The organism is [Acidovorax] ebreus TPSY, assembly GCF_000022305.1.
GTDB lineage: Bacteria > Pseudomonadota > Gammaproteobacteria > Burkholderiales > Burkholderiaceae_C > Diaphorobacter > Diaphorobacter nitroreducens.
The window spans coordinates 802031-827922 of record NC_011992.1 but is presented as its reverse complement, the minus strand read 5'-3'; the positions used below and the strand labels follow the sequence as shown (position 1 = coordinate 827922).

Sequence of the window (25892 nt, the reverse complement as noted above, 5' to 3'; positions counted from 1 at the left end):
GAACACCGGCGGCGGAGACCGCGCACCGCCGCCCTGCCGCTATTGTCCGCCGCCGGAGCCAAGGCGGCGCGATGCGAGCCAAATCAGCCCCCAGCGCCCAAGGGGAAAGCGCTGGCAGCTATCAATTGATGAGCATCACTGCTCACCCAGGTCGGCCCAGCGCTCCAGGCGCTCGCGCATCAGCGCGTGCAGGGCGGGCAAGCGCTCGGCCACCAGCGTCTCACGCGCGGTGTCGCACTCGCGCTGCGGGTGCGCCCAGACGGGTGCGGGGAAGTGGCTGTCCCACTCGTAGCGCGCGATCACGTGCCAGTGCAGGTGCGGCACCACGTTGCCCAGGCTGGCCAGGTTGATCTTGGCCGGCGCCAGTTGCTCGCGCAGCGCCTGCTCCACCAGCGTCACGGCCTCCATGCAGTGCTGGCGGTCGGCGGGGGAGAGGTCCGAGAATTCCGCCACATGGTCCACCCAGATCACGCGGTAGAAGGCCGGAAAGCCGGCCTCCTGCGCATGGATCACGCGCAGCTTGGCGCCGCGCCAGACCAACGCACCCGCGTCGGAGTCACACAGGGGGCACGCGCCAGCGCCACCCGTGGTAGGCGCGGACATGCCGGGCATGGCGGCCTGGCTCATACCAGCACCCGCTCGATGCCGCCGGCGTTGGCGCGTTGCACGTACTCGGGCAGCCAGTTCTCGCCCAGGATCTGCTTGGCCATCTCGATGACGATGTAATCGGCTTCCAGCAGGCCGGTGGACAGGTCGTCCTGGTAGCGCGAGATGCCCTGCAGGCAGCTGGGGCAGCTGGTCAGGATCTTGATGTTGTCCTGCGCGCCCACCGCGCCGCTGGAACGCAAGGCCGCCTCGCCCTTGCGGATTTCCTCGGTCTTGCGAAAGCGCACTTGCGTGGAAACATCGGGGCGCGTCACGCCCAGCGTGCCCGACTCGCCGCAGCAGCGGTCGCTCTTGAGCACCTTGTCGCCCACCAGGGCGCGCACGGTCTTCATCGAGTCGCCCTGCTTCATCGGGTTGTGGCAGGGCTCGTGGTACAGGTAGCCGCCCTGCCCCGCGGGCAGGGTGATGCCCTTTTCCAGCAGGTATTCGTGGATGTCGATGATGCGGCTGCCCGGGAAGATCTTGTCGAACTGGTAACCCTGCAGCTGGTCGTAGCAGGTGCCGCACGACACCACCACCGTCTTGATGTCCAGGTAGTTCAGCGTGGTGGCCACGCGGTGGAACAGCACCCGGTTGTCGGTGATCATCTTCTCGGCCTTGTCGAACTGGCCGCTGCCGCGCTGCGGATAGCCGCAGCACAGGTAGCCCGGCGGGAGCACGGTCTGCACGCCGGCATGCCAGAGCATGGCCTGCGTGGCCAGCCCCACCTGGCTGAACAGGCGCTCCGACCCGCAGCCGGGGAAGTAGAACACCGCCTCCGTGTCGGCCGAGGTGGCGGCCGGGTTGCGGATGATGGGCACGTAGTCCTTGTCCTCGATGTCCAGCAGCGCGCGCGCCGTCTTGGTGGGCAGGCCACCGGGCAGCTTCTTGTTCACGAAGTGGATCACCTGCTCCTTGACCGGCGCCGTGCCCACGGTGGCAGGTGGGTGCGCGGTCTGCTTGCGGCTCACGCTGCGCAGCACGTCCACGGCCATGCGCTGGGCCTTGAAGCCTACGTTGACCATGCCCGCGCGCAGCAGCTTGATGGTGTCGGGGTTGGTGGCGTTGAGCATCGCCATGGCCATCTTGTTGCCGGGGCGGAAGCTTTTCTTGCCCATCTTGCGCAGCAGGTTGCGCATGTTCATGGTCACGTCGCCGAAGTCGATCTTGACCGGGCACGGCGAGTAGCACTTGTGGCACACGGTGCAGTGGTCGGCCACGTCCTCGAATTCCTGCCAGTGGCGGATGGACACGCCGCGGCGCGTCTGCTCTTCGTACAGGAACGCCTCGGCCAGCAGCGAGGTGGCCAGGATCTTGTTGCGCGGGCTGTACAGCAGGTTGGCACGCGGCACGTGCGTGGAGCACACGGGCTTGCACTTGCCGCAGCGCAGGCAGTCCTTCACGCTGGCAACGATGTCGCCGATGTCGCTCTGCTGCATGATCAGCGACTCGTGCCCCATCAGCCCGAAGCTGGGCGTGTAGGCATTGGTCAGGTCCGCGAACATCAGCGAGGTGCGCGAGCCTTTGTGCGCCAAATGGGCCTGCAGTGCTTGCCCGTCCTGCGCGAGCAGCTCCTGATTGCGTAGCAGCTTGCCGCGGTTGAAGCGGCCTTGCGGGTCCACCTTGCGCTTGTACTCGGCGAACGGCGCCAGTTCCTCGTCGGTCAAAAACTCCAGCTTGGTGATGCCGATGCCGTGCTCGCCCGAGATCACGCCACCCAGGCTGCGCGCCAGCACCATGATGCGCGCCACCGCTTCGTGCGCGGTCTGCAGCATGGCGTAGTTGTCGCTGTGCACGGGGATGTTGGTGTGCACGTTGCCGTCGCCGGCGTGCATGTGCAGCGCCACCCACACCCGGCCCTTGAGCACGCGCTTTTGCACGTCGCCCAGCGCCTGCATCAGCGGCTCGAAGTCGCTGCCGGTGAAGATGTTGCGCAGCGGGTCGCGGATCTGCGTCTTCCAGCTGGCGCGCAGGCGGTGGTCCTGCAGCTGGGGGAACAGTTCTTCCACGCGCTGCAGCCAGTCCTGCCAGAGCGCGCGCGTCTCGCGCACCAGGGCCAGGGCCAGGGCCAGTTTTTCCTCCAGCAGCTCGGGCGAAGGCGGCTCGCCGCCCGCCTCGGGCTTGCCCAGCGGCAGGTTGCCGCGCGCGAGGAACTCCTCCAGCGCGTCGGCCAGCTCGATCTTGTTGCGCAGGCTGAGTTCGATGTTGATGCGCTCGATGCCGTCGGTGTACTCGGCCATGCGCGGCAGCGGGATCACCACGTCTTCGTTGATCTTGAAGGCGTTGGTGTGGCGGCTGATGGCGGCCGTCTTCTTGCGGTCGGCCCAGAACTTCTTGCGGGCCTCGGCGCTCACCGCCGTGAAGCCCTCGCCGCTGCGGCTGTTGGCGATGCGCACCACCTCGGCGGTGGCGCGGGCCACGGCATCAGGGTCGTCGCCCACGATGTCGCCCACCAGCAGCATCTTGGGCAGTCCGCCGCGCTTGGACTTGGTGGTGTAGCCCACGGCGCGCAGGTAGCGGTCGTCCAGGTGCTCCAGGCCCGCCAGCAGCACGCCGCTGCGCTTTTGCTCAGCGAACATGAAGTCCTTGATCTCCACGATGCTGGGCACGGCGTCCTTGGCGTTGCCAAAGAACTCCAGGCACACGGTGCGCGTGTGCTCGGGCATACGGTGCACGATCCAGCGCGCGCTGGTGATCAGGCCGTCGGTGCCTTCCTTTTGCACACCGGGCAGGCCGCTGAGGAACTTGTCTGTCACGTCCTTGCCCAGGCCCTCCTTGCGGAAGGTCTTGCCCGGGATGTCCAGGCGCTCGGTGCGGATCGGCGTATTGCCGTCGGCCTGGAAGTACGCCAGTTCGAAACTGGCGACGTCGGCGTCGTGGATCTTGCCCAGGTTGTGTCCCACGCGCGTGACCTCCAGCCACTGCCCTTCAGGCGTCACCATGCGCCAGCTGGCCAGGTTGTCCAGCGCCGTGCCCCACAGCACGGCCTTCTTGCCGCCCGCGTTCATGGCGATGTTGCCGCCGACGCACGAAGCCTCGGCGCTGGTCGGGTCCACGGCGAACACGAAACCGGCGGCCTCGGCCGCATCGGCCACGCGCTGGGTGACCACGCCGGCCTCGGTCCAGATGGTGGCCACCTCGGCGTCCAGGCCCGGCAGGCGGCGCATCTGCACCTCGGTCATGGCCTCGAGCTTTTCGGTGTTGATGACGGCGCTGCGCCAGGTGAGCGGAATGGCGCCGCCCGTGTAGCCGGTGCCGCCCCCACGCGGGATGATGGTCAGTTCCAGCTCGATGCAGGCCTTGACCAGCGCGGCCATCTCGGCCTCGGTGTCGGGCGTGAGCACCACGAACGGGTATTCCACGCGCCAGTCGGTCGCATCGGTCACGTGCGACACGCGCGACAGGCCGTCGAACTTGATGTTGTCCTTGGCGGTGTGGCGGCCCAGGCGGCGCGCTACCTTCTTGCGCAGGTCGCTGGCCTCGACCAGCGTGGCGTCGAACTCGTCGATGGCCCGGCGCGCTGCGTCCACCAGCACGCCCACGCGGCGGTCGCGCTCGGCGTCTTCCTGCGGCAGGCGGCGCTTTTCGATCTCGGCCATGCGGTGCTGCAGCGCATCCACCAGCAGCTTGCGCCGGGCGGGGTTGTGCAGCAGGTCGTCTTGCAGGTAGGGGTTGCGCTGCACGGCCCAGATGTCGCCCAGCACTTCGTACAGCATGCGGGCAGATCGGCCCGTGCGGCGCTCGCGGCGCAACTGGTCCAGCACATCCCAGGCGGAGGCGCCCAGCAGGCGGATCACGATTTCCCGGTCGGAAAACGAGGTGTAGTTGTACGGAATTTCGCGCAAACGGGCAGGCTCGGCGCCTTGCGTCTGCAGGGCGGCCAGCGCAATCGGAACATTCATGGGATCAACCTGGGTTGGGCGTGCAGGGCGCCCTCGTGCCTCGGGGTCGGGATTTTAAGCCAGTGCCCGTTACCGCACTGTCCTGCCCGTAGAGCCCCGCCGCTGGCGCGGGACAGCCAAGAACGGGCAAGAGCAAAATCAGGCCCCAGCGCCCGCCCATTCAGCGCAAGCAGCTATTAAAACAATAGCTATTTAATACAGCACGCGGCTACGGATGGTGCCGGGCACCTGGGCCAGCTTCTCCAGCGCCAGGTCGGACGAGCGCGCGTCGAGGTCGATCACCACATAGCCGATCTTCTCGTTGGTCTGCAGGTACTGCGCCGCGATGTTGATGTGGTTGTCCGACAGGATGCTGTTGATCTGCGAGAGCACGCCCGGCACGTTGTGGTGCACGTGCAGCAGGCGGTGCTTGCCGGCATGCTCGGGCAGCGCCACCTCGGGGAAGTTGACCGAAGAGGTGCTGGTGCCGTTGTCGCTGTACCTGACGAGCTTTTCCGCCACCTCCAGGCCGATGTTGGCCTGCGCCTCCATGGTGGAGCCGCCGATGTGGGGCGTGAGGAGGGCGTTGTCCAGCCCGCGCAGCGGCGAGACGAACTCGTCCTTGTTGCTCTTGGGCTCCACCGGGAACACGTCCACGGCCGCGCCCAGCAAGTTGCCGCCCTTCAGCGCCTGGGCCAGGGGGTCGATCTCCACCACCGTGCCGCGCGAGGCGTTGATGAGGATGCCGCCCGGCTTCATGGCCGCGATCTCGGCGGCGCCAATCATCCACTGGGTGGAAGGCAGCTCAGGCACGTGCAGGGTCACGATGTCGGCCTGGCCCAGCAGCTCGTGCAGCGAACCGACCTGGCGCGCATTGCCCAGCGGCAGCTTGTGCACCACGTCGTGGAAGATCACGTGCATGCCCAGCGCCTCGGCCAGCACCGACAGCTGGGTGCCGATGGAGCCATAGCCCACGATGCCCAGCGTCTTGCCGCGGATCTCGTAGGCGTTCGTGGCGCTCTTGAGCCAGCCGCCGCGGTGGGCCGCGGCATTCTTCTCGGGCACGCCGCGCAGCAGCAGGATGGCCTCGGCCAGCACCAGCTCGGCCACGGAGCGGGTGTTGGAATACGGCGCGTTGAACACGGCGATGCCGCGCTCGCGCGCAGCGTTCAGGTCTACCTGGTTGGTGCCGATGCAAAAGCACCCCACGGCCACGAGCTTGTGCGCATGCGCGAACACGTCCGCCGTGAGCTGCGTGCGCGAGCGGATGCCAATGAAGTGCACGTCGGCGATCTTGCGGCGCAGTTCCTCGCCCTCCAGCGCCCCGGCCAGCACCTCGACCTGCGTATACCCCGCGGACCGCAACACTTCCACCGCAGAGGCATGGATGCCCTCCAGCAACAGGAACTTGATCTTGCTTTTATCCAGGGAAGTCTTGGCCATGGCGTGCAAATTGAGAGGAAATGAAAACACCCAAGCGGCGCGCGCCGCTGGACAGGAGAGGGGATCATTGTGCAATGCACAAATCCCTGTCGGCATCCATGCGATTGCCCGCGGCGGCCCATGCATACCCCCGCCGCGGCCGGATGTTTGTCACAACACCGTCATGCCAGTGACACAATTCGTCACCCAAGCGCCGCGGGGTTTACCCCGTTGCTGCGCTTTTTGCAGTGTGCGAGAACGACACATTCCTGTCACGGAACGCGACCACCATCGCCGCTTTCCTGCCTATCGTCTATCAACGAGGAGTATTCATGCAGATCAAACACTTGGCGCTGGCCGCCGCAGTGGCCGCCACCAGCCTGGCCGCACAAGCTCAAACAGAGATCCAGTGGTGGCACTCCATGACGGCTGTCAACAACGAGTGGGTCAATGACCTGGCCAAGCAGTTCAACGAGAGCCAGAAGGAGTACAAGGTCATCCCTACCTTCAAGGGGACGTATGACGAAAGCATGACGGCCGCGATCGCCGCGTTCCGCTCGGGCAATGCGCCGCACGTCCTGCAGGTGTTCGAGGTGGGTACGGCCACGATGATGGCCAGCAAGGGCGCCACGGTACCCGTGGGCAAGGTGATGAAGGACGCGGGCGCTGCCTTCGACCCCAGCGCGTACATCCCCGCCGTGGCTGCGTACTACACCGACCCCAACGGCCAGATGCTGAGCTTCCCGTTCAACAGCTCCACAACCATCTTTTATTACAACAAGGACGCCTTCAAGAAGGCCGGCCTGAACCCCGACAAGGCTCCCGCCACCTGGCCCGAAGTGTTCGAGGCTGCCAAGAAGCTCAAGGCCAGCGGCCACAGCTGCCCCATGACGCTGGCCTGGATGGGCTGGACGCAGCTCGAATCGTTCTCCGCCTGGCACAACGTGGAGTTCGCCACCGAGAAGAACGGCCTGTCGCCCAACGGCTACAAGGCCCGCATGAAGATCAATTCGCCGCTGCACGTGCGCCACATCGACAACCTGTCGCAGGCCGCCAAGGTGGGCGAGTTCGTCTACAAGGGCCGCGGCTCGGCGGCCCAGGCGTCGTTCACCTCGGGTGAGTGCGCCATGATCCAGACATCGTCGGGCTTCTACGGCGACGTGGCCAAGAACGCCAAGTTCGCCTACGGCCTGGCGCCCCTGCCCTACTACCCCGACGTGAAGGGCGCACCGCAGAACACCGTGATCGGCGGTGCATCGCTGTGGGTCATGGCCGGCAAGAAGCCCGCCGAATACAAGGGCGTGGCCAAGTTCTTCGAGTTCCTGTCCGACACCAAGGTGCAGGCCGCCAGCCACCAGCGCACGGGCTACCTGCCCATCACCATGGGCGCGTATGAGCTGACCGACAAGTCCGGTTTCTACGCCAAGCACCCCGGCACCGACACGGCCGTGAACCAGATGGTGCGCAAGGTGACCGACAACTCGCGCGGCATCCGCCTGGGCAACTATGTGCAGATCCGCACCATTGAGGACGAAGAACTCGAGCAGGTCTGGGCCGGCAAAAAGACGGCCAAGGAAGCCCTGGACTCCATCGTGAGCCGCGGCAACGAACTGCTGGCGCGCTTCGAGCGCTCGTACAAGAAGTAAGCCCTGTCATCCGTGACGGGCGAGGCGTTCCCATGAACGCCCCTTCGGTCAGCGGCCCCTGCCTGGGGGCCGCTTTTCCTTTTCCCGCTGGTGCAGCCTTGCGCCAGCGGTTTTCTCGTTTGTGAACGTCATGGAAAAACGCGTACTTTTCCGCTCGGCGTGGCTGCCCTGGGTGTTGATCGCCCCGCAGTTGCTCATCATCGGCATCTTCTTCTTCCTGCCCGCGGGCCAGGCCATCCTGCAGTCCTTCCAGATGGAAGACGCGTTTGGCATGAGCACCGAGTGGGTGGGGCTGGACAATTTCAAGCAGCTTTTCGACGATCCGTCCTATCTGGAATCCTTCCAGCGCACGGCGTTGTTCTCGGTGCTGGTGGCGGGCATCGGCATCGTGGTGTCGCTGGCGCTGGCCATCTTCGCGGACCGCATTGTGCGCTTTGCCATGGTCTACAAGACCCTGCTCATCGTGCCCTATGCCGTGGCCCCGGTGATCGCGGGCGTGCTGTGGGTGTTCCTGTTCTCGCCCTCCATCGGCGTGGTGACCTACTACCTGGGTGAGCTGGGCTACGGCTGGAACCACATGATGAACGACAACCAGGCCATGACGCTGATCGTCATCGCCTCGGTGTGGAAGCAGATCTCCTACAACTTCCTGTTCTTCCTGGCGGGCCTGCAGTCGATTCCGAAGGCGCTGATCGAGGCGGCCTCCATCGACGGCGCGGGTGCATGGCGGCGTTTCTGGAACATCCAGCTGCCGCTCTTGTCGCCCACCACGTTCTTCCTGCTGGTGATCAACATCGTGTACGCCTTCTTTGACACCTTCGGCATCATCGACGCGGCCACGCAGGGCGGGCCGGGGCAGTCCACGTCCATCCTCGTCTACAAGGTGTACCAGGACGGCTTCAAGGCGCTGGACCTCGGCGGCTCGGCGGCGCAGTCCGTGATCCTGATGCTGATCGTCATCGCGCTCACCGTGGTGCAGTTCCGCTACGTCGAGAAGAAAGTGCAGTACTGACCATGATCGACCGTAACCCCTGGCTCAATTTCATTTCGCACGCCGTGCTGGTCCTCGGCGTGGCCATCGTGGCCTTCCCGCTGTACCTGGCGCTGGTGGCCTCCACCCACACGGCGGATGCCATCGTGCAGTCGCCCATGCCGCTGCTGCCGGGCAGCCACCTGTGGGAGAACTACCAGGCCGCGCTGTTCGGCTCGGGCAAGCTGGGCTCCAACACCAACGTGGTGCACATGATGTGGGTGAGCTTCGTGGTGGCCATGGTCATCACCGTGGGCAAGATCGCCATCTCGCTGCTGTCGGCGTTCGCCATCGTGTACTTCCGTTTCCCGTTCAAGATGCTGTGCTTCTGGGCCATCTTCGTGACGCTGATGCTGCCGGTGGAAGTGCGCATCCTGCCCACCTACAAGGTGGTGGCAGACCTGGGCCTGCTCAACAGCTACGCCGGCCTCACGCTGCCGCTGATCGCCTCGGCCACGGCCACGTTCCTGTTCCGCCAGTTCTTCCTGACGGTGCCCGACGAGCTGGTGGAGGCCGCGCGCATCGACGGCGCCGGGCCCATGCGCTTTTTCAAGGACGTGCTGGTGCCGCTGTCGCGCACCTCGATCGCGGCGCTGTTCGTGATCCAGTTCATCTACGGCTGGAACCAGTACCTGTGGCCGCTGCTGATGACCACCTCCGAAGACATGTACCCGGTGGTGATCGGCATCAAGCGCATGCTGGCCGGCGGCGAGGCCGCCGTGGACTGGAACATCGTGATGGCCACCGCCATCGTTGCCATGCTGCCGCCCACGGCCGTGGTGATCCTGATGCAGAAGTGGTTCGTCAAGGGCCTGGTCGACACCGAGAAATAAACATCAAAACCGGCTGTAGCGTCCACCCTTCAAGCGCAAACAGCTATTGATTAAATAGCACATATGGCATCCCTTACCCTCACCAACGTCGTCAAGCACTACGGCAGCGGCAAGCAGATCGTGCCCGTGATCCACGGCGTCAACGCCGAGATCCGGGACGGCGAGTTCATCGTCATCGTCGGCCCCTCGGGCTGCGGCAAATCCACCCTGCTGCGCATGGTGGCCGGCCTGGAGGAAATCACCGGCGGCACCATCGCCATCGGCGAGCGCGTGGTCAACAACCTGGAGCCCGCCAGGCGCGACATCGCCATGGTGTTCCAGAACTACGCCCTGTACCCGCACATGAGCGTGTTCGACAACATGGCCTACGGCCTGAAGATCGCCAAGGTGGCCAAGGACGAGATCAAGGCGCGCGTGGACAAGGCCGCCAAGATCCTGGAGCTGGGCCACCTGCTGGAGCGCAAGCCGCGCCAGCTCTCGGGCGGCCAGCGCCAGCGCGTGGCCATGGGCCGCGCCATCGTGCGCCAGCCCCAGGTGTTCCTGTTCGACGAGCCGCTGTCCAACCTGGACGCCAAGCTGCGCGCGCAGACCCGTATCGAAATCCAGAAGCTGCACCGCGAACTGGGCATCACCAGCCTGTTCGTGACCCATGACCAGGTGGAGGCCATGACGCTCGCGCAGCGCATGATCGTCATGAACGCCGGCAACATGGAGCAGTTCGGCACGCCCGAGGAGGTCTACCACACACCGGCCTCCACCTTCGTGGCCAGCTTCATCGGCTCGCCGCCGATGAACCTGCTCAACCACGCGCCGGGCGCCCAGCCCGGCACCACGCTGGGCATCCGCCCCGAGCACCTGGACATCACCGCCGACGGCGGCTGGGCCGTGCAGGTAGAGACGGTGGAGCTGCTGGGCGCCGAGCGCCTGGTGTATGGCCGCGTGGGCGACGAACAGCTCATCGTGCGCATCGAGGAAGGCGCCCCCGCGCCACAGCCGGGCGACACCATCCACGTCACGCCGCGCGCCCACCGCCTGCACACCTTCGATGCCGGCACCGGCAAGCGCCTGTAGCACCCGACCGCCTGGAGCACCGCGCATGACGACACCTTCCGCCTGGCCCTACCCCCGCTGGATCGCCCACCGCGGCGCCGGCAAGCTGGCGCCCGAGAACACGCTGGCCGCCTTCCGCCTGGGCGCGCAGCACGGCTACCGCATGTTCGAGTGCGACGCCAAGCTGAGCAGCGACGGCGTGGCGTTCCTGCTGCACGACGCCACGCTGGAGCGCACCACCAACGGCCACGGCACCGCTGGCGATCAGCCCTGGGGCACGCTGGCCCAGCTGGACGCCGGTGCCTGGCATTCGCGCACGTACGCGGGCGAGCCGCTGCCCACGCTGGAGCACCTGGCGCGCTGGTGCATCGCCAACGGCCACTTCCTCAACATCGAGATCAAGCCCACGCCCGGTACCGAAGCCGAAACCGGCCGCGCCGTGGCCGCGCTGGCGGCACGCCTGTGGCACGGCCAGAGCGTGCCACCGCTGCTCACCTCGTTCAAACCGCAGGCGCTGGCCGGCGCGCGCGAGACCGCGCCGCATCTGCCACGCGGCCTGCTGCTGGACCAACTGCATGACGGCTGGCTGGACACCGCGCGCCAGTGGGGCTGCGTGGCCGTGGTCTGCAACCATGCGCTGTGGAGCGCCGCCACCGTGGCCGAAGTGCACCTGGCCGGCATGCGCGCCCTGAGCTACACCGTGAACGACGACTGGGCCGCCCAGCGGCTGCTGGCGCTGCACACCGACGGCATCATCACCGACCGCGTGGACCTGTTCAGCCCCGCCGGGGCCTGACGCGGCGCCACCCGTCCACGCCGGCGGGCGGTGCCGGGCACGCCGCTCGCGCTGCCGTCTGGCAAGGCCGGGGCCGCTCGGCAGCGGACAATGCGCGCATGCATCGCCTTTCCCGCACCGGCGCGCGCCCGCTGCGCCGCCGTCTCCCCCCGCAGAGCGCACGCCACCTTTGGCAGTGGTTGGTACTGGCCTGCTGCCTGTGGCTGGGCGGCACGCCCGCCCTTGCCCAGACCCGGCCCGCTGCGGCCCCCGCCTCCGCCGCGGCCAGCGCGGTGGACACGCTGGGTGAGGACAACGCCCCCCTGCCCTCGGTGGACGAACTGCGCAAGCAGCTCGACGCCATTCCCGCAAAGCTCGGCGAGGAGGACGACGGCCGCAAGCTGCTGACCGAGGTGGCCGCCATCGGCACGGCGGCCGAGCGCGTGGTGGCCCAGCGCACCAGCGACCTGGCGGACCTGGACCGCCGCCTGGAAGGCCTGGGCCCCACGCCCGAAAAAGGCGCACCCGCGGATGCGCCCGACGTGGCCGAGCAGCGCACCGCGCTGAACAAGCAGCGCGGCGTGATCGATGCGGAACTCAAGCTCGCCCGCCTGGTGGCAGTGGATGCCGAGCAGCGCAGCGCGGAGATCGGGCGCCAGCGGCGCGCGCTGTTCCAGGCGGCCCTCACAACGCGCGTCGATTCGCCACTGGCCCCCGCCTTCTGGCGCAGCCTGCGCTACGCTGCGCCCGGCGACAGTGCGCGGCTGCAGGCGCTGGGCGCCAACCTGCGCCGCGCCGTGCAGGCCACGCTGGACTCGCCGCGCCGCGGCACCTTCCTGGGTTACCTGGCCCTGGCCGTCGCCCTGGCCGTGGGGGGCACCTGGCTGGCGGAGCGTGTGCTGGTGCGCGCGCTGCCCGCGCGGCTGCCGGCCACCCGGCTGCGGCGCACGCTGCTGGCGGCGGCGGCGGTGGTGGCAAACGTGCTGATCGTCAGCGCTGCGCTGCAACTCGCGTGGAGCGGGGTCAAGCTCGGCGGCGTGCTGGACGAGGACGTGCGCGCCGTGCAGCAGGCCAGCCTGCGTGCCGCGGCCTACGCCACCTTCGTCATCACGCTGGGGCACGCACTGCTATCGCGCCGGCGCAGTTCCTGGCGGCTGCTGCCCATCTCCGACGCGCTCGCCCGCCGGCTCAGCCCCTTCCCGTGGTGGATCGCGGCACTGTCGGCGCTGGGCGGGCTGGTCACACAGGTCAACGCCATCGTGGGCGCCAGCCTGGCGGCCGAAGTGCTGGTGCACGCCGTGTCCGCGGTGTTGCTGTCGGTGACGGTGGCCGTCGCGCTGGGCCGGCTGCGGGCAACGCCCCAGGCAGCGGACGCGGCCGATGGCGCCACCGACGCGGCACCCGCGGAGAAGGCGGGCCGCCCCCTCTGGGTGGGGTTGATCCTGGCCAGCGCGGGCCTTGCCGCGGCCGCGGCCGCGCTGGCCGTGGTGCTGGGCTTCGTGGCGCTGGGCGGCACGCTGGCGCGGCAGATGGTGTGGTCGGGCGTGGTGTTTGCCACCACCTATCTGCTGATGCAGTTGGTGGACGACCTGTGCGACGCGTTGCTCTCCTCCCACGGCGGCCTGGGCGCGCGCATCCACGCCGCGTTGGCCATCGACGCCCAGTTGCTGGACCAGGCCGCGGTGCTGCTGGCCGGCGTGCTGCGTGTGGCGCTGTTCTTCTACATGGCGATCGCGCTGATGGCGCCGCTGGGCACCAACCCGGACGAGCTGTTCCGCCGCGGCAGCAAGCTGGACCACAACCTGCAGATCGGCGACTTCACGCTGGCGCCCCAGGCACTGCTCACGGCGCTGGCGGTGATCTGTGCGGGCTTCCTGGCGATACGCATCGTCAAGCGCTGGCTCAGCGACCGCTATTTCCCCCACACATCGCTGGAGCCGGGCATGCGCAGCTCCATCGTCACGCTGCTGGGCTACGTGGGCGGCGTGGTAGTGATCGCCGTGGCGCTGGCGGGCCTGGGGATCAGCGTGGAGCGCATCGCCTGGGTGGCGAGCGCGCTGTCGGTGGGCATCGGCTTCGGCCTGCAGGCCATCGTGCAGAACTTCATCTCGGGCCTGATCCTGCTGGCCGAGCGGCCGGTGAAGGTGGGCGACTGGGTGGTGCTGGGCGACACCGAGGGCGACGTGCGCCGCGTGAACGTGCGCGCCACCGAGATCCAGCTGGGCGACCGCTCCACGGTGATCGTGCCCAACTCGGAATTCATCACCAAGACCGTGCGCAACATGACGCTGGGCAGCGCCCAGGGCCGGGTGCTGCTGCGCCTGCCCGCACCGCTGGACACCGACGCGCGGCGCATGCGCGAGCTGATCCTGCAGGCCTTTCATGCGCACGAGGACATCCTGGAGAGCCCCGCGCCATCGGTGACGCTGGAAGGCATCCAGAGCGGCACGCTCACCTTCCTGGCGATCGGCTACGTGAGCAGCCCGCGCAACGCGGGAGGCGTGCGCAGCGACGTGCTGTTCGCCATTTTGGAGGCGCTGCGCGATGCGGGCCTGTCGCTGTCGCCTCCAGCCACCACCTCGGTGGCGCAGGCGCCGCGCGACGCCGCCCAGGAAGCGCCGCCGCTGTCGGAGCGCGTCTGAACGGAGCCCGATTCGCTCCTGTTTCAATAGCTGCTAGCGCTTATCAGACAAGCGCTACAGGCCAATTTTGCTTCAAACCGGCAGCTGCGACCGCACATAACCCGCCACCACTCCCAGCAACTGGTCCAGGTGCTGCTGCAGCGGCGCAAAGCCGGCGTTGGGCGCACGCGTGTCCTCGTCCATGTACACCGGGCGGCGGATCTCGATCTGCAGGCTGTGGCGCCCCAGCTGCGGCTGGCCGATACGGCCGATCAGCTCCACGCCCTTGTAGGGCTCGTTCAGCGCCACGCTGTAGCCAAAGCCGCGCAGCTGCTCGGCGATCAGGTGCACGAACTCGGGCGCGCAGGTGGTGCCGTCGCGGTCGCCCAGCACGAAGTCGGCCAGCGGCGGCGCGTCCGTGCGGCCCAGGCGCCGGTACACGTCATTGGGCATCGAATGCAAATTCAGGTGCCACACGCGGCCAAAGCGCTGCACGCTCGCGTCGATCGCCTGCTGCAGCTGCGCATGGTAGGGGCGCCAGTAGCCCTCGATGCGCCGCTGCACCTCGGCCACCGTGCGCGCACGCGCATACAGCGGCGTGGCCACCCCGTCCTTGCTGATCTGCTGCCAGACCAGGCCCAGGCCCTGGCGCGTCTTGGGGCCGGGGGCGAGCGGCACGGGCCACGCGCCGTCGATCTGCGCGGGGTCCAGGTCGTTGTCTGCCCGGTTCACGTCGATGTAAGTGCGCGGGAAGGTCGCGGCGATCAGCGTGGCACCGTGCGCGGGCGCGGTATGCCAGAGGCGGTGCACGTGCGTGTCCTCGCCGCGGCGCAGCAGCGCCAGCGGCACGGCGTGGCCGAAATCGTCGGGGTAGGCCGTGCCGCTGTGGGGCGAGTCGCACACCAGCGGCAGCGGCTGCCCCGTGGGTTGCCAGACCTCGACCGGAGTGTCCGGCCGGGGGCTCAGGTCGTCATGCAACGCAGTCAAAGGCGCACCATCAGTCCAGCTTGATGTTGGCGCGCTTGGCCACGGCCGTGTAGCGCGCGATGGCGGCGTCGATCTGCTTGGCAAACTGCGCGGGCGTGTTGGCCATGGATTCGCCGGAGATGCTCTTTTGCTTCTCCAGGTAGTCGGGCATGGCCATGGCCTTGTGCGCGGCGGCGTTCAGCTTGGCGATGATCTCCTTAGGCGTGCCCGCGGGCGCCACCAGGCCGAACCACCCGCCGTCACCCATGCCGGCGTAGCCCAGCTCGGTGTAGGTGGGCACGTCGGGCAGCACGGGGCTGCGCTTCAAGGCCAGCACGGCCAGCGGGCGCAGCTTGCCCGACTGGATGTTGGCCAGCGTGGAGGGCAGGTTGTCCGTCATCGCGTTGACCTGGCCCGCCAGCGCATCGGTCGCGGCCTGGCCCGCGCCCTTGTAGGGGATGTGCAGCAGGTCGATGCCCGCCAGGTTCATGAAGTTCTCGATGTTGGCATGCCCCAGCGAGCCCGTGCCTGGCGAGGCAAAGGTGTACTTGCCGGGGTTGGCCTTGGCCAGCGCCACGAACTCCTGCATGGTCTTGGCGGGCACGCTGGGGTGCACCACGAAGACGCTGGGCACGCTCATCACGTTGGTGATGGGGGCGAAGTCCTTCACCGCGTCATACGGCAGCTTGGCGTAGATGGCGGGGTTGGCGCCGTGGGTGCTCACCGTGGCCATGCCGATGGTGTAGCCGTCCGGTGCCGCCTTGGCGATGGCGTCTGCGCCGATGGAGCCGCCGGCTCCGCCCTTGTTGTCCACCACCACGGCCTTGCCCAGGATGGGCCCCATCTTGTCGGCCAGCAGGCGGGCCACCATGTCGGTGGAGCCGCCGGGCGCGAACGGCACGATCAGCTTGATGGGGCGGTTGGGGTAGTCGCCCGCCTGGGCGTGCGCCAGGGGTGCGAAGGCCGCAGCGGCGGCGCAGGCGGCCAGGGTGGACAGCAGGGTGCGGCGCAGTGCCATGGGGATCTCCTCGGTATTTGAATGAATGGGGGCAGCCCCATTCTTGAGCGCCCCCGCGTTTACGAAAAGCGACAAAATGGCGGCAATCCATTACCAACACTCATCAATCGACCGCCCATGCGCATCCACTCGCCGTCGCTGCCCGAACTGCACGCCTTTGCCGTCGCGGCGCGGCTGGGTAGCTTCTCGCAGGCGGCCGATGAACTCAGCGTGACCCAGGGCGCCATCAGCCGCGCCATCGCCCGGCTGGAGGAGCACCTGGGCGTGGCGCTGTTCGCGCGCGAGGGCCGGCGCAGCGTGCTCACGCGCGCGGGGGCCGACTACCTGCAGGCCGTGGGCCCGTCGATCGCCACCATCGAATCCGCCACGCTGGCCGTGCGCACGCGGCGCAACCCGCGCCAGTTGCGCCTGTCGGTGGCGCCCACGCTGTTCAGCCACTGGCTGATCCCGCGCCTGCCCGATTTCCACGCGCGCCACCCCGGCATCGCACTGTCGTTCGCACCCTACCGGCGCGACGACCCTCTGAGCGCACCTGAGATCGATGCCTGGATCCGCGTGGGCCGCACCGACTGGCCCGCGGGCATCGCGGCCGACTACCTGGTGGGGCGCGAGCTGGTACCCATCTGCCGCCCAGCCGACCTGCAGGGGCCCCAGGCCATCCGCGCACCGGCCGACCTGCTCGCGCGGCCGCTGCTGTTCCACACGAATTACCCGGACAACTGGGCGCACTGGTTCGCCGGTGTGGGCTGTGTCCACGGGCCGCTCACGCCGGCGGCGGACTTCGAGTTGGTGTCGCTGCTGGTGCAGGCGGTGATCGCCGGGCTGGGCGTGGCGGTGGTGCAGCGCGCGCTGGTGGAGCCGGAGCTGGCCGCCGGGCGCATCGCCATCGCCATCGACCACCCCGTGCTGCTGGACCGCGGCTACCACCTGTGCATTCCGACGGGGCGCGCGCCCAATCCGGCCCTGGACGACCTGCGCGGCTGGCTGCTGGCGCAGGCGTGCGGACAGGGCGGGAGTTGAATCAGCCGCGCCAGGCGCGCAGCAGCAACCACTGACTGGTGGCGCAGGCCGCCGCCAAGCCGGCGTAGGTGGCCATGCGGCCGTCGCGCCCCAGCAGCACCAACCCCGCCACGAGGACGCAACACCCCACTACAAAGTTGATAGCTATTGGCGCAATCCAGCCGTGCGCTCTGGCCAGTTTTCGCATAAAGACATGGCTGCATGCCACCAGCAGCACGGCGACCGCCAGCGCGGGTGCGGTGAAGTTCAGCAGATGGTTGAGGGCGAGCAGCAGGTCCATGGAGTCATGATGCAGATCAAGCCATTGGCGCGGTGGCCTGCCTGAGTGCGCGGCGGATTTTATAATCCCACCCCATGGCAGTCTGGGCCCTCGGCATCAACCACCACACCGCTCCGCTCGATCTGCGGGGCCGGTTCGCGTTCGCCCTGGACCAGATCGCACCCACGCTGCACGGGCTGCGCGATTCGCTGTCCAGCGCCTCGGGCCGCCACCCGGGCGTGGAGACGGCCATCATCTCCACCTGCAACCGCACCGAGATCTACTGCGCAGCCGAGGCCCCGGCGCTGGACCACACGCTGGACTGGCTGGCCCACAGCGGCGGCGTGAGCCCCGCGCTGCTGCGTTCGCACTCCTACAGCCTGGAAAACGGCCTCGTCGCCCGCCACGCCTTCCGCGTGGCCAGCGGGCTTGATTCCATGGTCCTGGGCGAGGCCCAGATCCTCGGCCAGATGAAGGACGCCGTGCGCGCCGCTGAAGGCGCAGGGGCGCTCGGCACCACGCTCAACCAGCTCTTTCAGCGCAGCTTTGCCGTGGCCAAGGAGGTGCGCACCAGCACCGACATCGGCGCGCACAGCATCAGCATGGCCGCCGCGGCCGTGCGACTGGCCGGCCAGTTGTTCGAAGACCTGACGAAGATCCGCGTGCTGTTCGTGGGCGCGGGCGAGATGATCGAGCTGTGCACCACGCACTTCGCGGCCAAGACGCCCCAGCAGATCACGATCGCCAACCGCACGCTGGAGCGCGGCGAAAAGCTCGCCACGCGCTTTGGCGGCGAGGTCATGCGCCTGGCCGACCTGCCCGACCACCTGCACGAGTTCGACGCGGTCATCAGCTGCACCGCGAGCACGCTGCCCATCATTGGCCTGGGCGCCGTGGAGCGCGCGCTGAAAAAGCGCCGCCACCGCCCCATCTTCATGGTGGACCTGGCCGTGCCGCGCGACATCGAGCCCGAGGTCAAGCAGCTCGAAGACGTGTACCTGTACACCGTGGACGACCTGGCCAGCGTGGTACAGACGGCACAGGCGCATCGCCAGGCCGCCGTGGCGCAGGCCGAGGCCATCATCGACGCGGGCGTGCAGAGCTTCGTGCACTGGATGGAGCTGCGCAGCCCCGCCGCGCAGAACGGCGGCGTGGTGCCGCTGATCCAGCAACTCAACTCCCAGGCCGACGAATGGCGCGCCCTGGAGATCGCCCGCGCCAAGAAGCGCCTGGCCAAGGGCGAGGACATCGAGACCGTGCTTGAGGCGCTGTCGCGCGGCCTCACGCAAAAGATGCTGCACGGCACCATGGCCGAGCTGCGCGCGGGCGATGCCGAAGCACGCGCCCAGACCGCACAGGCCGTCTCGCGCCTGTTCCTGCGCTCGCACAGCAAAAACGGTCTGTAGCGGCGCCCGCTCGCGCACCCCTGACTTCATAAGCCCCATCGGCCTACCGCGCTTACCAGACAAGCGCAAGCAGCTACCAGACTGGTAGCAAAACCCTTCTTTCACACCCCTGATGAAACCCTTTCTCCGCAGCCAGCTGGAACGCTACGCGCAACGCCTGCAGGAACTCGACTTCCTGCTCTCGCGCGAAGACATCATGGCGGACATGCAGCAGTACCGCAGCATCTCGCGCGAGCACGCCGAGGTCACCCAGGTCGCGGGCCGCTACGCCCGCTACCAGCAGCGCGAGGCCGACCTGGCCGGCGCGCGGGAGATGCTGGAAGACCCCGACATGGCCGAGATGGCGCAGGAGGAAATCCACGCCGCAGAGACCGAACTCGTGCAGTTGGAGGACGAGCTGCAGCGCCTGCTGCTGCCCAAAGACCCCGACGACGAGCGCAACGCCTTCATCGAAATCCGCGCCGGCACGGGCGGCGACGAATCCGCCCTGTTCGCGGGCGACCTGGCGCGCATGTACACGCGCTACGCCGCCACCGTGGGCTGGAAGGTCGAGGTCATGAGTGCCAACGAGAGCGAAATCGGCGGCTACAAGGAAGTGGTGCTGCGCATCGAGGGCCAGCCCGGTACGGGCCCCTCCGGTAGCGGTGTGTACGGCGCACTCAAGTTCGAATCCGGCGGCCACCGCGTGCAGCGCGTGCCCGCCACCGAAACCCAAGGCCGCATCCACACCAGCGCCTGCACCGTGGCGGTGATGCCCGAGCCCGACGAGCACCAAGCCATCACGCTGAACCCGGCGGACCTGCGCATCGACACCTTCCGCGCCAGCGGCGCGGGCGGCCAGCACATCAACAAGACCGACTCGGCCGTGCGCGTGGTGCACCTCCCCACCGGCATCGTGGCCGAGTGCCAGGACGGGCGCAGCCAGCACAGCAACAAGGCCAAGGCGCTGCAGGTGCTGCAGGCGCGCATCCAGGAAAAGGAACGCAGCGAGCGCGCCGCCAAGGAGGCCGCGCTGCGCAAGGGGCTGATCGGCAGCGGCGACCGCAGCGACCGCATCCGTACCTACAACTTTCCGCAGGGGCGCCTCACCGACCACCGCATCAACCTCACGCTGTACAAGCTGCTGGCCATCATGGAAGGTGACCTGGGCGAGGTGCTGCAGGCCCTGCAGCATGCGCGCGAGGCCGAGCTGCTGGCCGAACTGGGTTTGGAGTGATTTTGGCCTCTAGCGCCCACACAGCAAGCGCCAACAGCTATCCATAGAGAAGCACCCATGCCTTCAATCACGCTGGCCCAGGCGTTGACCCAGGCCCAAGCCGAAGGGCTGGGGCGCATCGACGCGCAGATGCTGCTGCTGCATGTGCTGGGGCGCGCGCCGACCGACCGCGCCTGGCTGCTGGCGCACGACGGCGACACGCTGCCCGCGGCGGCCATGGAACAGTACGCCGCGCTGTGCGCGCGCCGGGCCAAGGGAGAACCCGTGGCCTACCTTCTTGGGCGCAAAGAGTTCTGGGGCTTGCCACTGTCCGTGGACGCACGCGTGCTGGACCCGCGCCCGGACACCGAGACACTGGTGGCGTGGGCGCTGGAGGTGCTGGCCACCCGCGCCGCGCCGCGCGTGGCCGATCTGGGCACGGGCAGCGGGGCCATCGCCCTGGCGCTGCAGCATGAGCGCCCCGACGCCCAGGTGCTGGCCGTGGACGCCAGCGCCGACGCGCTGGCCGTGGCCCGCGCCAATGCCGGGCAGTTGGGCCTGCCCGTGCGCTTCATCCAAGGCAACTGGCTGCATGGGGTGGACGGTTCGTTCGATGCCATCGTCAGCAACCCGCCCTACATCGCCGCGCAGGACCCGCACCTGGCCGCGCTCACCCATGAGCCGCTGTCCGCGCTGGCCAGCGGCGCCGACGGCCTGGAGGACATCCGCACCATCGTGGCGCAGGCGCCTGCGCGGCTGGCGCCCGGCGGCTGGCTGCTGCTGGAGCATGGGTGGGACCAGGCCGAGGCCGTGCAAGCACTGCTGCGCGACGCAGGCTTTGACCAGGTGCAAAGCCGCCACGATCTGGCCGGCATAGCCCGATGCTCCGGCGGGTCAATGCCCGGCGGCGCCCCGCAGTGAAATAATCCCCCCATCGCCGCCCTGCCCCAGGGCGCCCCCCTTCAGGAGAACCCCATGAGCGACGTCCAGCAACGCATCGACCAACTGGTCAAGACCAACGACATTCTGCTGTTCATGAAAGGCAACGCCAGCTTTCCGATGTGCGGCTTCTCGGGCCGCGCCGTGCAGATCCTCAAGGCCTGCGGCGTGGACCCCAAGAACATCGCCACCGTGAACGTGCTGGACGACCAGGAAATCCGCCAGGGCATCAAGGACTACAGCCACTGGCCCACCATCCCCCAGCTCTACGTGAAGGGTGAGTTCATCGGTGGCTCGGACATCATGATGGAGATGTACGAGTCCGGTGAACTGCAGCAGGTGCTGGGCACCGGCGACGCCGCCTGAAGCGCCGCGTCCTGCCGCCAATGGACCAACCGCCCACACCGGGCGGTTTTTTTATGTCCGCCGGCGCGCGCAGCGCCCCGCCACGCGGGCCCGCTACACTTGGCGGCACCTGGCCCCGTGCCTGCGTGCTTGGCACACCCCGCTGCACGACAGGCGCGCGGCATTGCATCCTCGCTCCATGCCTTTGTCCGAAAGCCTGATCGTCATCACCGCCCTCATCGGGGCCAGTGCCTTCTTCTCGCTGGCCGAGATTTCCCTTGCGGCATCGCGCCGCCTGCGGCTGCGCCAGCTGGCCGACGAGGGAGACCACCGCGCCGACCGCGTGCTGCGGCTGCAGGAAAACCCGGGCGACTATTTCACCGCCGTACAGATCGGCCAGAACGCCGTGGCCGTGCTGGGCGGCATCGTGGGCGAAGGCACCTTGAGCCCGCACTTCTCCGGCTTCTTCGGTATGTGGCTGGGCGCCTCGCATGCGCAGACGGCGGGTTTCCTGCTGTCATTCACCGTCATCACGTCGCTGTTCATCCTGTTTGCCGACCTGTTCCCCAAACGCATGGGCATGGCGGAGCCCGAGCGCCTGGCGCTGCGCGTGGTGGCGCCCATGCAGGCCACCATGGCGCTGTTGCGGCCCGTGGTATGGCTGTACAGCCGCTGCGCGGACCTGCTGTTCCGCGTGCTGGGCATGAACGCGCTGCGCGACGACCGCGTCACCTCCGATGACATCCTGGCCATGATGGAAGCCGGCGCGCGCGCCGGCGTGCTGGCCGCGCGCGAGCAGCAGGTGATCGAGAACGTGTTCGAGCTGGACACGCGCAGCGTGGCGAGCAGCATGTCGCCGCGCGACCGCGTGGCTTATTTCCTGCGCGACGATCCCGACACGGTGATCCGCGCACGCATTGCGGCCGAGCCGTTTTCCACCTACCCCGTGTGCGAAGGCGACATCGACCACGTGGTCGGCTACGTGGACGCCAAGGACCTGTTCCAGCGCGTGCTGAACAACCAACCCATCTCGCTGGCCGACGAGGGCCTGGTACGCAAGGTGCTCATCGTGCCGGACCGGCTGTCGCTGGCCGAAGTGCTGGAGCAGTTCCGCCAGGTGCATGAGGACTTCGCCGTCATCGTCAACGAATACAGCCTGGTCGTGGGCGTGGTCACACTCAACGATGTGATGAGCACGGTGATGGGTGACCTGGTGGGCCCGGCGGATGAGGAGCAGATCGTGCGTCGCGACGAGAATTCCTGGCTCATCGACGGCACCACGCCCGTGTCCGACGTGCTGCACGCCCTGGGCCTGGACGAGCTGCCGCACGCCGATGAGTACGAGACCCTGGCGGGCTTTCTGATGGTGATGCTGCGCCGGGTGCCGCGCCGCACCGACAGCGTGACCTTCGGGGGCTACAAGTTCGAAGTGCTGGACGTGGACAGCTATCGCATCGACCAGGTGATGGTGTCAAGGCTGGAAGGCGCACCCAAACCAGTGCTGCCCGTTGAATAAGGGGCGGCGCTGCTGACAAGGGCCGCACCAGCCGGCGTGTGTGGCCATCCGCAAGACGCGGTATGGCCCGCTGGCCGACGGTAGATCAGGCGTCCGAAGTACGCTCCTGGAAGAACCAGTTGCGCTGCGCTGCGAACACGGCGCTCGGATACGGCGCCTTGCCCCGGCTGCCGTTGTAGCGGCCCAGCGCCATGTACAGGTCGCCCCGCTCGCGGTCGAGGTAGTGGCGCAGGATCACGCAGCCAAAGCGCAGGTTGGTCTGCATGTGGAACAGCTTGCCCGGGTCGCCGTCACCGATCACGCGGGTCCAGAATGGCATCACCTGCATATAGCCGCGCGCACCCACCGGAGAGACGGCGAACTTGCGGAATGCGCTCTCCACCTGGATCAGGCCCATGACCAGCGACACATCCAGCCCCGAGCGCTTGGACTCGTACCACACCGTCTGCAGGAAGTCGCGGCGCACTTCCCATTCGGGCTTGCGTCGGCGCAGGCGGTCGCTCATGGTGCCAAGCCAGCGCAGATACAGCAGGCGTGCCTCGGTGGAGGCAAATAGCGGCTCGGGCGGTGCCAGGTCTGCCACGGCGGAGCTGAGCGCGGTGCGCACGGAATCGATCAACGGCTCCTCCAGCTGGCTCCCCGCATGCGCAGGTGCAGCCACGCCCAGCCATGCAGCCGGCCCCGCCGCCAGCGAAGCCAGGCAGGTGCGGCGCGACAGCCGGCCCTGCCGTTCGTCGGTCATTGGACCACCTCCCGCCGCGTTCATGCTGCCAGCCGTTCCTTCACATGCGCCAGGATGTCCGCCACGCCCACTTTGGTGGCAGATGCATCGCGGCGGTGCTGGTATTCGACCTGCCCTTCCTTGAGGCTCTTGTCGCCAATGGTCACGCGATGGGGCACGCCGATCAGTTCCCAATCGGCAAACATGGCGCCCGGGCGCTCGCCGCGGTCGTCCAGGATCACGTCCACACCGGCGGCTAGCAGGTCGGCGTACAGCGACTCGGCCTGTGCCTTGACGGCTTCGCTGCGGTCCATGCCCACGGGGCAGATGACCACGGTGAACGGGGCGATGGCGTCGGGCCAGATGATGCCGCGCTCGTCATGGTTCTGCTCAATGGCCGCTGCCGGCAGGCGCGTGACGCCAATGCCGTAGCAGCCCATCTCGAAGAAGGCGGGCTTGCCGTCTTCGCCGAGGAAGGTGGCATTCATGGCTTTGGAATACTTGGTGCCGAGGTAGAACACATGGCCGACTTCGATGCCGCGCTCGATGGCAAGTTCCCCCTGGCCGTCCGGCGACAGGTCGCCAGCCACCACATTGCGCAGGTCGGCCACCATGTCGGGCTCCGGCAGGTCGCGGCCCCAGTTCACGCCGGTGATGTGGTGACCTTCCTGGTTGGCTCCGCAGATCCAGTCGGCCATCACGGCCACGTCGCGGTCCACCACCAGCTTCACTGGCTTCTGTAGGTTCAGCGGGCCCAGGTAGCCCGGCTTGCAGCCAAAGTGGTCCGCGATCTCGGCCACGGTGGCAAAGCGGAAACCCGCGTCCAGGCCCGGCACCTTGGCCACCTTGATCTCGTTCATGTCGTGGTCACCGCGCAGCAGCAGCAGCCAGACCTGGCTGCGGATGATCTCGCCCGCCGCGTCGGTTTCGTCCGTGGCCAGCACCAGCGATTTCACCGTAGTGCTCAGCGGCACGCTCAGCAGTTCGGCCACGTCCGCGCAGGTGCTCTTGCCAGGCGTGGGTGTCACCGTCAGCGGCTGCTTGGCCGCGGGACGCGCGCCCGCGGGGGCCAGCGCTTCGGCCTTTTCCATGTTGGCCGCGTAATCGCTGGCGGGGCAGTAGACGATCGCGTCCTCACCCGTGGCGGCGATCACCTGGAACTCTTCGCTCAAGTCGCCACCGATGGCGCCTGAATCCGCCGCCACGGCGCGGTAGCGCAGGCCAAAGCGGTCGAAGATGCGGCGATAGGCCTGCGCCATCACCTGGTAGCTCGCCTTGGCGCCGGCCTGGTCACGGTCGAAGCTGTAGGCGTCCTTCATGATGAATTCGCGCCCGCGCATCAGTCCGAAGCGCGGGCGGCGTTCATCGCGGAACTTGGTCTGGATCTGGTAGAGGTTCTTGGGCAGCTGCTTGTAGCTGCGCAGTTCCTGGCGTGCGATGTCAGTGACCACTTCCTCGCTGGTGGGCTGGATCACGAAGTCACGCCCATGGCGGTCGTGGATACGCAGCAACTCGGGGCCCATCTTGTCGAAGCGCCCAGTCTCCTGCCACAGCTCGGCGGGCTGCACCACGGGCATGGTGCATTCCACGGCACCTGCGCGGTTCATCTCCTCGCGCACGATGGCTTCCACCTTGCGGATCACGCGCAGGCCCATGGGCATGTAGTTGTAAATCCCGGCACCCAACTTCTTGATGAGGCCTGCGCGCATCATGAGTTGGTGACTGACAACCTCGGCGTCGGCAGGCGCCTCTTTCAAGGTGGAAATGAAAAATTGGGAAGCTTTCATCGAACGGGCTTGACAACTGGGGCGGGTGCGCTTGCCGCACGCGAGGTAGCGTGCATAATGACCGCAGTTTTAAAAATTTGGGGTTAGATTATGCTCGACCGGGACGGATTCCGCCCAAATGTCGGCATCATCCTGCTCAACCAGAGAAACCAGGTATTCTGGGGCAAGCGCATACGCACCCATAGCTGGCAGTTCCCTCAAGGCGGCATCGACCGCGGAGAAACCCCCGAGCAGGCCATGTTCCGGGAACTGCACGAAGAGGTAGGACTGCTGCCGCCCCAGGTGCGTGTGATTGCCCGTACGCGGGACTGGTTGCGCTACGAGGTGCCAGACCGGTTCATCCGCCGCGATGCACGCGGACACTACAAGGGTCAGAAACAGATTTGGTACCTGCTGCAATTGCTGGGGCACGACTGGGACCTGAACCTGCGCGCCACCAACCATCCAGAGTTCGACGCCTGGCGCTGGAACGATTATTGGGTTCCGCTGGACGTGGTGGTCGAGTTCAAGCGAGGCGTATATGAGATGGCGCTGACTGAACTGGCGCGTTTTCTGCCGCGCCACGAACAGCGCAACCGCTATTTGCGCAGCGGCATGCGTACGCGCGAGCACGAGAGCAGCGGCCAAGCCTCCCTGGCCCGTACCAGTTCACTGTTGGTCAAGCCCGGGATGGAACTGCCTCCGGGCGCCAGCTTCGACCCTGACCCGCAAAACAGCGTGCCAGCGCCGTTGGAGGCGCTGCCTACCCTGCCCGTCCCCAAGAAACCACTGGACGCCTAGCGTGTGTAAGAAGGCACGCGTCCGCAAGACGCACCCT

General features: G+C 67.6%; 21 protein-coding genes. 13 read left to right on the top strand and 8 right to left on the bottom strand.

Translation table 11 applies throughout. The features are described from left to right. Positions 1-135: 135 nt before the first annotated feature. The 3 genes from DTPSY_RS03930 to serA form a co-directional block, all read right to left on the bottom strand. Positions 136-627, bottom strand: a complete 492-nt coding sequence (locus tag DTPSY_RS03930; RefSeq protein WP_238526566.1) for an HIT family protein — start codon at positions 625-627, stop codon at positions 136-138. Then, positions 624-4547 (bottom strand): DUF3683 domain-containing protein, encoded by a 3924-nt coding sequence (locus tag DTPSY_RS03925; protein WP_012655772.1) that lies wholly within the window; start codon positions 4545-4547, stop codon positions 624-626. Before DTPSY_RS03925 ends, DTPSY_RS03930 begins: the two co-directional genes overlap by 4 nt. Positions 4548-4739: 192 nt before the next feature. Continuing rightward, on the bottom strand, positions 4740-5969 hold the full coding sequence (gene serA, locus DTPSY_RS03920; protein ID WP_012655771.1) for a phosphoglycerate dehydrogenase: 1230 nt from the start codon (positions 5967-5969) through the stop codon (positions 4740-4742). 311 nt (positions 5970-6280) lie between these two features. On the opposite strand from serA, the gene ugpB reads away from it, so the two are divergent. The 6 genes from ugpB (at position 6281) to DTPSY_RS03890 (ending at position 13924) form a co-directional block, all read left to right on the top strand. Next, complete coding sequence (ugpB, locus tag DTPSY_RS03915) at positions 6281-7594, top strand: sn-glycerol-3-phosphate ABC transporter substrate-binding protein UgpB (protein ID WP_012655770.1); 1314 nt, start codon at positions 6281-6283, stop codon at positions 7592-7594. Positions 7595-7724: 130 nt separating this feature from the next. Next, positions 7725-8606, top strand: a complete 882-nt coding sequence (gene ugpA, locus DTPSY_RS03910) for a sn-glycerol-3-phosphate ABC transporter permease UgpA (RefSeq protein WP_012655769.1) — start codon at positions 7725-7727, stop codon at positions 8604-8606. Between the two features lie 2 nt (positions 8607-8608). Continuing rightward, positions 8609-9457 carry a sn-glycerol-3-phosphate ABC transporter permease UgpE gene (gene ugpE, locus DTPSY_RS03905; RefSeq protein ID WP_011804304.1) on the top strand — a complete coding sequence of 283 codons (849 nt, stop codon included), beginning with the start codon at positions 8609-8611 and terminating at the stop codon, positions 9455-9457. Between the two features lie 63 nt (positions 9458-9520). After that, positions 9521-10528 (top strand): sn-glycerol-3-phosphate import ATP-binding protein UgpC, encoded by a 1008-nt coding sequence (locus DTPSY_RS03900; RefSeq protein ID WP_012655768.1) that lies wholly within the window; start codon positions 9521-9523, stop codon positions 10526-10528. A 25-nt stretch (positions 10529-10553) separates the two neighbouring features. Next, positions 10554-11303 carry a glycerophosphodiester phosphodiesterase gene (gene ugpQ, locus DTPSY_RS03895; protein ID WP_012655767.1) on the top strand — a complete coding sequence of 250 codons (750 nt, stop codon included), beginning with the start codon at positions 10554-10556 and terminating at the stop codon, positions 11301-11303. Positions 11304-11401: 98 nt separating this feature from the next. Continuing rightward, complete coding sequence (locus DTPSY_RS03890; RefSeq protein ID WP_012655766.1) at positions 11402-13924, top strand: DUF3772 domain-containing protein; 2523 nt, start codon at positions 11402-11404, stop codon at positions 13922-13924. 72 nt (positions 13925-13996) lie between these two features. Here DTPSY_RS03890 and DTPSY_RS03885 read toward each other — a convergent pair whose 3' ends face one another. Both DTPSY_RS03885 and DTPSY_RS03880 read right to left on the bottom strand, forming a co-directional pair. Then, on the bottom strand, positions 13997-14890 hold the full coding sequence (locus DTPSY_RS03885) for an N-formylglutamate amidohydrolase (RefSeq protein ID WP_012655765.1): 894 nt from the start codon (positions 14888-14890) through the stop codon (positions 13997-13999). A 10-nt stretch (positions 14891-14900) separates the two neighbouring features. Further along, on the bottom strand, positions 14901-15887 hold the full coding sequence (locus DTPSY_RS03880) for a tripartite tricarboxylate transporter substrate binding protein BugE (RefSeq protein ID WP_012655764.1): 987 nt from the start codon (positions 15885-15887) through the stop codon (positions 14901-14903). A 117-nt stretch (positions 15888-16004) separates the two neighbouring features. Here DTPSY_RS03880 and DTPSY_RS03875 point away from each other — a divergent pair, with 117 nt between their 5' ends. Further along, complete coding sequence (locus DTPSY_RS03875; protein ID WP_012655763.1) at positions 16005-16907, top strand: LysR substrate-binding domain-containing protein; 903 nt, start codon at positions 16005-16007, stop codon at positions 16905-16907. Position 16908: 1 nt separating this feature from the next. Here the strand turns inward: DTPSY_RS03875 and DTPSY_RS03870 are convergent, their stop codons facing one another. Continuing rightward, positions 16909-17187 carry a hypothetical protein gene (locus DTPSY_RS03870; protein ID WP_012655762.1) on the bottom strand — a complete coding sequence of 93 codons (279 nt, stop codon included), beginning with the start codon at positions 17185-17187 and terminating at the stop codon, positions 16909-16911. Positions 17188-17261: 74 nt separating this feature from the next. On the opposite strand from DTPSY_RS03870, the gene hemA reads away from it, so the two are divergent. From hemA to paeA, 5 genes are all read left to right on the top strand, one after another. Beyond that, a complete protein-coding gene (hemA, locus tag DTPSY_RS03865) occupies positions 17262-18572 on the top strand; it encodes a glutamyl-tRNA reductase (protein WP_012655761.1) in 1311 nt (436 codons plus the stop codon). 112 nt (positions 18573-18684) lie between these two features. Then, positions 18685-19788 (top strand): peptide chain release factor 1, encoded by a 1104-nt coding sequence (prfA, locus tag DTPSY_RS03860; protein ID WP_012655760.1) that lies wholly within the window; start codon positions 18685-18687, stop codon positions 19786-19788. Positions 19789-19845: 57 nt separating this feature from the next. Then, on the top strand, positions 19846-20688 hold the full coding sequence (gene prmC, locus DTPSY_RS03855) for a peptide chain release factor N(5)-glutamine methyltransferase (protein ID WP_012655759.1): 843 nt from the start codon (positions 19846-19848) through the stop codon (positions 20686-20688). 54 nt (positions 20689-20742) lie between these two features. After that, entirely contained in the window at positions 20743-21072 is a 330-nt protein-coding gene (grxD, locus tag DTPSY_RS03850; protein ID WP_011804293.1) for a Grx4 family monothiol glutaredoxin, read from the top strand. A gap of 178 nt (positions 21073-21250) precedes the next feature. Further along, the gene (paeA, locus tag DTPSY_RS03845; protein ID WP_012655758.1) at positions 21251-22567 is read left to right on the top strand and encodes a polyamine export protein PaeA; all 1317 of its coding nucleotides are present in this window, start codon (positions 21251-21253) and stop codon (positions 22565-22567) included. Positions 22568-22652: 85 nt separating this feature from the next. Here the strand turns inward: paeA and DTPSY_RS03840 are convergent, their stop codons facing one another. Both DTPSY_RS03840 and DTPSY_RS03835 read right to left on the bottom strand, forming a co-directional pair. Continuing rightward, positions 22653-23333 (bottom strand): lytic transglycosylase domain-containing protein, encoded by a 681-nt coding sequence (locus tag DTPSY_RS03840; protein WP_041838789.1) that lies wholly within the window; start codon positions 23331-23333, stop codon positions 22653-22655. Continuing rightward, on the bottom strand, positions 23330-25075 hold the full coding sequence (locus DTPSY_RS03835) for a proline--tRNA ligase (RefSeq protein WP_011804290.1): 1746 nt from the start codon (positions 25073-25075) through the stop codon (positions 23330-23332). The genes DTPSY_RS03840 and DTPSY_RS03835 overlap by 4 nt, the downstream gene beginning before the upstream one ends. Positions 25076-25165: 90 nt before the next feature. Between DTPSY_RS03835 and DTPSY_RS03830 the strand changes: the two genes are divergently transcribed. Then, the gene (locus DTPSY_RS03830; protein ID WP_012655756.1) at positions 25166-25855 is read left to right on the top strand and encodes an RNA pyrophosphohydrolase; all 690 of its coding nucleotides are present in this window, start codon (positions 25166-25168) and stop codon (positions 25853-25855) included. Positions 25856-25892 lie beyond the last annotated feature (37 nt).

What these genes read in the sequence shown, in the direction of transcription:
- DTPSY_RS03930 (WP_238526566.1), bottom strand. Translation starts at nt 627, where the DNA reads ATGAGCCAGGCCGCCATGCCCGGCATGTCCGCGCCTACCACGGGTGGC.
- DTPSY_RS03925 (WP_012655772.1), bottom strand. Translation starts at nt 4,547, where the DNA reads ATGAATGTTCCGATTGCGCTGGCCGCCCTGCAGACGCAAGGCGCCGAG.
- serA (WP_012655771.1), bottom strand. Translation starts at nt 5,969, where the DNA reads ATGGCCAAGACTTCCCTGGATAAAAGCAAGATCAAGTTCCTGTTGCTG.
- ugpB (WP_012655770.1), top strand. Translation starts at nt 6,281, where the DNA reads ATGCAGATCAAACACTTGGCGCTGGCCGCCGCAGTGGCCGCCACCAGC.
- ugpA (WP_012655769.1), top strand. Translation starts at nt 7,725, where the DNA reads ATGGAAAAACGCGTACTTTTCCGCTCGGCGTGGCTGCCCTGGGTGTTG.
- ugpE (WP_011804304.1), top strand. Translation starts at nt 8,609, where the DNA reads ATGATCGACCGTAACCCCTGGCTCAATTTCATTTCGCACGCCGTGCTG.
- DTPSY_RS03900 (WP_012655768.1), top strand. Translation starts at nt 9,521, where the DNA reads ATGGCATCCCTTACCCTCACCAACGTCGTCAAGCACTACGGCAGCGGC.
- ugpQ (WP_012655767.1), top strand. Translation starts at nt 10,554, where the DNA reads ATGACGACACCTTCCGCCTGGCCCTACCCCCGCTGGATCGCCCACCGC.
- DTPSY_RS03890 (WP_012655766.1), top strand. Translation starts at nt 11,402, where the DNA reads ATGCATCGCCTTTCCCGCACCGGCGCGCGCCCGCTGCGCCGCCGTCTC.
- DTPSY_RS03880 (WP_012655764.1), bottom strand. Translation starts at nt 15,887, where the DNA reads ATGGCACTGCGCCGCACCCTGCTGTCCACCCTGGCCGCCTGCGCCGCC.
- DTPSY_RS03875 (WP_012655763.1), top strand. Translation starts at nt 16,005, where the DNA reads ATGCGCATCCACTCGCCGTCGCTGCCCGAACTGCACGCCTTTGCCGTC.
- DTPSY_RS03870 (WP_012655762.1), bottom strand. Translation starts at nt 17,187, where the DNA reads ATGGACCTGCTGCTCGCCCTCAACCATCTGCTGAACTTCACCGCACCC.
- hemA (WP_012655761.1), top strand. Translation starts at nt 17,262, where the DNA reads ATGGCAGTCTGGGCCCTCGGCATCAACCACCACACCGCTCCGCTCGAT.
- prfA (WP_012655760.1), top strand. Translation starts at nt 18,685, where the DNA reads ATGAAACCCTTTCTCCGCAGCCAGCTGGAACGCTACGCGCAACGCCTG.
- prmC (WP_012655759.1), top strand. Translation starts at nt 19,846, where the DNA reads ATGCCTTCAATCACGCTGGCCCAGGCGTTGACCCAGGCCCAAGCCGAA.
- grxD (WP_011804293.1), top strand. Translation starts at nt 20,743, where the DNA reads ATGAGCGACGTCCAGCAACGCATCGACCAACTGGTCAAGACCAACGAC.
- paeA (WP_012655758.1), top strand. Translation starts at nt 21,251, where the DNA reads ATGCCTTTGTCCGAAAGCCTGATCGTCATCACCGCCCTCATCGGGGCC.
- DTPSY_RS03840 (WP_041838789.1), bottom strand. Translation starts at nt 23,333, where the DNA reads ATGAACGCGGCGGGAGGTGGTCCAATGACCGACGAACGGCAGGGCCGG.
- DTPSY_RS03835 (WP_011804290.1), bottom strand. Translation starts at nt 25,075, where the DNA reads ATGAAAGCTTCCCAATTTTTCATTTCCACCTTGAAAGAGGCGCCTGCC.
- DTPSY_RS03830 (WP_012655756.1), top strand. Translation starts at nt 25,166, where the DNA reads ATGCTCGACCGGGACGGATTCCGCCCAAATGTCGGCATCATCCTGCTC.